Source organism: Herbaspirillum sp. BH-1 (assembly GCF_002870055.1).
Lineage (GTDB): Bacteria > Pseudomonadota > Gammaproteobacteria > Burkholderiales > Burkholderiaceae_D > Herbaspirillum > Herbaspirillum frisingense.
In genome coordinates this window covers 1-5,531 of the sequence record NZ_PKOI01000040.1, presented here as the reverse complement: position 1 = coordinate 5,531, position 5,531 = coordinate 1, and the positions used below count along the sequence as shown (strand labels likewise).

The 5,531-nt window shown below is 50.6% G+C and carries 2 tRNA genes and 3 rRNA genes; all 5 read right to left on the bottom strand.

From position 1 onward, the window contains the following. Positions 1–12: 12 nt before the first annotated feature. The 5 genes from rrf to HBH1_RS24630 all read right to left on the bottom strand — a co-directional run bounded on the left by rrf (position 13) and on the right by HBH1_RS24630 (position 5,229). Positions 13–125: ribosomal RNA gene (rrf, locus tag HBH1_RS24650) — 5S ribosomal RNA — on the bottom strand. 137 nt (positions 126–262) lie between these two features. Next, positions 263–3,134: ribosomal RNA gene (locus HBH1_RS24645) — 23S ribosomal RNA — on the bottom strand. A gap of 283 nt (positions 3,135–3,417) precedes the next feature. Continuing rightward, a tRNA-Ala gene (locus HBH1_RS24640) sits at positions 3,418–3,493 on the bottom strand. A 7-nt stretch (positions 3,494–3,500) separates the two neighbouring features. Beyond that, positions 3,501–3,577: transfer RNA gene (locus HBH1_RS24635), tRNA-Ile, on the bottom strand. Positions 3,578–3,696: 119 nt separating this feature from the next. Then, a 16S ribosomal RNA gene (locus HBH1_RS24630) occupies positions 3,697–5,229 on the bottom strand. Together the 16S, 23S and 5S rRNA genes with 2 tRNA genes alongside form the textbook arrangement of a ribosomal RNA operon. Between the last annotated feature and the right edge of the window lie 302 nt (positions 5,230–5,531).

The following is a 5,531-nucleotide window of genomic DNA, read 5'->3' as shown; positions in this document are numbered from 1 at the left end:
TGGGAGTAACAAGCCTGACGATGACCTACTTTCACACTGGTTGCAGCACTATCATCGGCGCGAAGTCGTTTCACGGTCCTGTTCGGGATGGGAAGGGGTGGTACCAACTTGCTATAGTCATCAGGCATAACTTGTATAGTTCCTTGCTCTCGAACGGAGCAGCAAGCAACTCAAACTGGAAGAAGTAATTAGATTCTGGGGTGTGATGCACTAGGGCAAACACAATATATGCTCAACTCGTCTATAACAGAGCTAATGTTATAGGAACAAGCCGCACGGGCAATTAGTATCAGTTAGCTTAACGCATTACTGCGCTTCCACACCTGACCTATCAACGTCCTGGTCTCGAACGACCCTTTAGGGGAATCTAGTTCCCGGGAAGTCTCATCTCAAGGCGAGTTTCCCGCTTAGATGCTTTCAGCGGTTATCTCTTCCGAACTTAGCTACTCGGCAATGCCACTGGCGTGACAACCGATACACCAGAGGTTCGTCCACTCCGGTCCTCTCGTACTAGGAGCAGCCCCCTTCAAACTTCCAACGCCCACGGCAGATAGGGACCAAACTGTCTCACGACGTTTTAAACCCAGCTCACGTACCACTTTAAATGGCGAACAGCCATACCCTTGGGACCGGCTACAGCCCCAGGATGTGATGAGCCGACATCGAGGTGCCAAACTCCCCCGTCGATATGAACTCTTGGGAGGAATCAGCCTGTTATCCCCAGAGTACCTTTTATCCGTTGAGCGATGGCCCTTCCATACAGAACCACCGGATCACTATGTCCTACTTTCGTACCTGCTCGACTTGTCAGTCTCGCAGTTAAGCACGCTTATGCCATTGCACTATTAGCACGATGTCCGACCGTACCTAGCGTACCTTCGAACTCCTCCGTTACACTTTGGGAGGAGACCGCCCCAGTCAAACTGCCTACCATGCACTGTCCCCGATCCGGATAACGGACCAAGGTTAGAACCTCAAACAAACCAGGGTGGTATTTCAAGGTTGGCTCCATAGAGACTAGCGTCCCTACTTCAAAGCCTCCCACCTATCCTACACAGATTGGTTCAAAGTCCAATGCAAAGCTACAGTAAAGGTTCATGGGGTCTTTCCGTCTAGCCGCGGGTAGATTGCATCATCACAAACATTTCAACTTCGCTGAGTCTCGGGAGGAGACAGTGTGGCCATCGTTACGCCATTCGTGCAGGTCGGAACTTACCCGACAAGGAATTTCGCTACCTTAGGACCGTTATAGTTACGGCCGCCGTTTACTGGGACTTCAATCAAGAGCTTGCACCCCATCATTTAATCTTCCAGCACCGGGCAGGCGTCACACCCTATACGTCCACTTTCGTGTTTGCAGAGTGCTGTGTTTTTATTAAACAGTCGCAGCCACCATTTTATTGCAACCCTTTTGTCCTTCTGGCGCAGGCCAGTCAAACTACTTGGGCGTACCTTATCCCGAAGTTACGGTACCAATTTGCCGAGTTCCTTCTCCCGAGTTCTCTCAAGCGCCTTAGAATACTCATCTCGCCCACCTGTGTCGGTTTGCGGTACGGTCTCGTTAGACTGAAGCTTAGAGGCTTTTCTTGGAACCACTTCCGATTGCTTCGCGAACAAGTTCGCTCGTCTCATACCCTTGAATTACGCTGCCGGATTTGCCTAACAGCCTTCTTCGATACAAGAACCGGGACTTCCAACACCCGGACAACCTTCCGCGATCCGTCCCCCCATCGCATCTAACGACGGTGCAGGAATATTAACCTGCTTCCCATCAGCTACGCATCTCTGCCTCGCCTTAGGGGCCGACTCACCCTGCTCCGATGAACGTTGAACAGGAAACCTTGGGCTTACGGCGTGCGGGCTTTTCACCCGCATTATCGCTACTCATGTCAGCATTCGCACTTCTGATACCTCCAGCATCCTTTACAAGACACCTTCACAGGCTTACAGAACGCTCTCCTACCATATCCTTACGGATATCCGCAGCTTCGGTGACTGGCTTAGCCCCGTTACATCTTCCGCGCAGGACGACTCGATCAGTGAGCTATTACGCTTTCTTTAAAGGATGGCTGCTTCTAAGCCAACCTCCTGACTGTTTTAGCCTTCCCACTTCGTTTTCCACTTAGCCAATCTTTGGGACCTTAGCTGGCGGTCTGGGTTGTTTCCCTCTTGACGTCGGACGTTAGCACCCGGCGTCTGTCTCCCAAGCTCGCACTCATCGGTATTCGGAGTTTGCAATGGTTTGGTAAGTCGCGATGACCCCCTAGCCATAACAGTGCTCTACCCCCGATGGTGATACTTGAGGCACTACCTAAATAGTTTTCGGAGAGAACCAGCTATTTCCAAGTTTGTTTAGCCTTTCACCCCTATCCACAGCTCATCCCCTAATTTTTCAACATTAGTGGGTTCGGTCCTCCAGTGCGTGTTACCGCACCTTCAACCTGGCCATGGATAGATCACTTGGTTTCGGGTCTACACCCAGCGACTGAACGCCCTATTCGGACTCGATTTCTCTACGCCTTCCCTATTCGGTTAAGCTTGCCACTGAATGTAAGTCGCTGACCCATTATACAAAAGGTACGCAGTCACCCCTTACAGGGCTCCTACTGTTTGTATGCACACGGTTTCAGGATCTATTTCACTCCCCTTCCGGGGTTCTTTTCGCCTTTCCCTCACGGTACTGGTTCACTATCGGTCGATTACGAGTATTTAGCCTTGGAGGATGGTCCCCCCATGTTCAGACAGGATTTCACGTGTCCCGCCCTACTTGTCGCAAGCCTAGTTCCACACCATCGATTTCGCATACGGGGCTATCACCCACTATGGCCGGACTTTCCATTCCGTTTTGCTATCGTTGATGCTAAATCTTGCAGGCTGATCCCATTTCGCTCGCCACTACTTTGGGAATCTCGGTTGATTTCTTTTCCTGTAGCTACTTAGATGTTTCAGTTCGCCACGTTCGCTTCGTTACCCTATGTATTCAGATAACGATGACCTTACGGCCGGGTTTCCCCATTCGGAAATCTGCGGATCAAAGCTTGTTTGCCAGCTCCCCGCAGCTTATCGCAAGCTACTACGTCCTTCATCGCCTGTAATCGCCAAGGCATCCACCATGTGCACTTATTCGCTTGTTCCTATAACGTTAGCCTCTTTTGCAAGAGCGTTATATGAAGCGTTGAGTTTTAGCGTTTGCCGTATTCCAAAGTAAGTCTTCTAATTGCTAAGATCACTTCGTAATACTTTGATTGATACAATCACACCCATTTTTACTTTCGCAAGAACCGAAGTCCTGGCGATCGTTTAAATGAATCTTTACTTCTTCCAGATTGTTAAAGAACAAAAACAGCCATTGATCGTAAAAGACCAAACCTAAATCACAACGTCTCGCTTTGGACGCTGACTTAGGTTTGATATTTCTGGTGGAGGTTGACGGGATCGAACCGACGACCCCCTGCTTGCAAAGCAGGTGCTCTCCCAGCTGAGCTAAACCCCCGAAACCTTGGTGGGTCTGGTTGGGCTCGAACCAACGACCCCCGCGTTATCAACACGGTGCTCTAACCAGCTGAGCTACAGACCCGCTTGGATCAGTATCAGTAGCCAGTCAGTGGCGTTGTGCCAGTTGACCGTGCTTCACCAAATAACTGTTCTTAATTTACAGCCGATAAGTGTGGACGCTTAACTTCGTGCGCACTCTAGAAAGGAGGTGATCCAGCCGCACCTTCCGATACGGCTACCTTGTTACGACTTCACCCCAGTCACGAATCCTACCGTGGTGAGCGCCCTCCTTACGGTTAGGCTACCCACTTCTGGTAAAACCCGCTCCCATGGTGTGACGGGCGGTGTGTACAAGACCCGGGAACGTATTCACCGCGACATGCTGATCCGCGATTACTAGCGATTCCAACTTCATGGAGTCGAGTTGCAGACTCCAATCCGGACTACGATACACTTTCTGGGATTAGCTCCCCCTCGCGGGTTGGCGGCCCTCTGTATGTACCATTGTATGACGTGTGAAGCCCTACCCATAAGGGCCATGAGGACTTGACGTCATCCCCACCTTCCTCCGGTTTGTCACCGGCAGTCTCATTAGAGTGCCCTTTCGTAGCAACTAATGACAAGGGTTGCGCTCGTTGCGGGACTTAACCCAACATCTCACGACACGAGCTGACGACAGCCATGCAGCACCTGTGTGATGGTTCTCTTTCGAGCACTCCCAAATCTCTTCAGGATTCCATCCATGTCAAGGGTAGGTAAGGTTTTTCGCGTTGCATCGAATTAATCCACATCATCCACCGCTTGTGCGGGTCCCCGTCAATTCCTTTGAGTTTTAATCTTGCGACCGTACTCCCCAGGCGGTCTACTTCACGCGTTAGCTGCGTTACCAAGTCAATTAAGACCCGACAACTAGTAGACATCGTTTAGGGCGTGGACTACCAGGGTATCTAATCCTGTTTGCTCCCCACGCTTTCGTGCATGAGCGTCAGTGTTATCCCAGGGGGCTGCCTTCGCCATCGGTATTCCTCCACATATCTACGCATTTCACTGCTACACGTGGAATTCTACCCCCCTCTGACACACTCTAGCCGTGCAGTCTCAAATGCAATTCCCAGGTTGAGCCCGGGGATTTCACATCTGACTTACACAACCGCCTGCGCACGCTTTACGCCCAGTAATTCCGATTAACGCTTGCACCCTACGTATTACCGCGGCTGCTGGCACGTAGTTAGCCGGTGCTTATTCTTCAGGTACCGTCATTAGCTCCAGGTATTATCCAGAACCGTTTCTTCCCTGACAAAAGAGCTTTACAACCCGAAGGCCTTCTTCACTCACGCGGCATTGCTGGATCAGGGTTGCCCCCATTGTCCAAAATTCCCCACTGCTGCCTCCCGTAGGAGTCTGGGCCGTGTCTCAGTCCCAGTGTGGCTGGTCGTCCTCTCAGACCAGCTACTGATCGTCGCCTTGGTGAGCTTTTACCCCACCAACTAGCTAATCAGATATCGGCCGCTCCAGGAGCATGAGGTCTTGCGATCCCCCACTTTCATCCGTAGATCGTATGCGGTATTAGCTAGTCTTTCGACTAGTTATCCCCCACTCTAGGGCACGTTCCGATATATTACTCACCCGTTCGCCACTCGCCATCAGGAGCAAGCTCCTATGCTGCCGTTCGACTTGCATGTGTAAGGCATGCCGCCAGCGTTCAATCTGAGCCAGGATCAAACTCTTTAGTTTAATCTCTGTTTTGTGCCATTTCTGGCTACCCCGAAGGGCATCGCTCTCTCAAAATACTGACAGGTAATTTCTTGCGATCTTACCTATATTTCTTGTGAGCATTTAATATTTAAAGTTTCCAGAACCGAAGTTCTGTCGCACTTCATTAAACGCCCACGCTTATCGGCTGTTAATTTTTAAAGATCATCTGCATCAAACGCGCCTGGCGCTGTTTGCATCGCTGCGAATCGTTGTGTTCGTCAGCAGCAGAGAAACGAGATTATGTAGCAGTTAGTTCATCGCGTCAACTACTTTTTTGCGAT